The sequence below is a fragment of the Acidithiobacillus ferriphilus genome (assembly GCF_018854775.1).
GTDB lineage: Bacteria > Pseudomonadota > Gammaproteobacteria > Acidithiobacillales > Acidithiobacillaceae > Acidithiobacillus > Acidithiobacillus ferriphilus.
Map to the genome: position 1 here is coordinate 1 of NZ_JAAZTY010000210.1, position 691 is coordinate 691.

Below are 691 nucleotides of genomic sequence, written 5' to 3' on the forward strand. Positions count from 1 at the left end.
TCCCCCGCCGGTACGGATTCAATGGCTGCGGCGGGCACCACGTTATCCAATGAGAAGTTTTTGAGTTTCAGTTTGTATGTGGTGCCGGAAAGATCCACTGATTGCCCGACGCGGCCTTCTTGATGGATGGCGCCCGCACTGGGATTATTCAGCATGTAGCGCTTCATCTTCAGAAGCGAGCCGCCATCGACAAAACTGGCTTGAAAGATCTGGACACCTTCATAGCTGAGGGGATGATTAACGCGGACATTCGCTTCTTTCAGCACTTTCCCTTGGTCATTGTAAAGGACGATATTAGAAATAAAGTCCTTGGGCATGCCGGTGGAGTAGTAAGAGACGTGGAATCGCCTCAGCTTGATTCGAAAGGGGAGTGGCTGGACGAGGTAACCGTTCCCCACCAGTTCGTAGGCCACCTGCGTCGACTGCCCTTCCGGAACGGTAACCGTACCGCGGTACGCTGGATTGCCAACGGGCAGCCATGCATTCTTGGAAACTTTCGACAGCGGAATGTGAAAGTTGTTTTCCGGTTGCGTGGAACCTGTCAGCATGGCCAGTTTCACGGGAATATCCGCGTTATAAAGGGCTGCCGCACAAAACACGATAATCGCCGCATGCGTTAAGATATAGCCAATGCGGCTATAGCGACCCTTGCGGCCAAGAATGACCATACCGCCGTCACCACGGTCGTGCA

The 691-nt window shown here is 53.4% G+C and carries 1 protein-coding gene; it reads right to left on the minus strand.

Going from position 1 to position 691, the window contains the following annotated elements; translation table 11 throughout:
- The coding region (locus HF921_RS12385) for a cytochrome c biogenesis protein ResB (protein WP_226834604.1) at nucleotides 1-668 on the minus strand (668 nt) is incomplete at its 3' end.
- Between the last annotated feature and the right edge of the window lie 23 nt (nucleotides 669-691).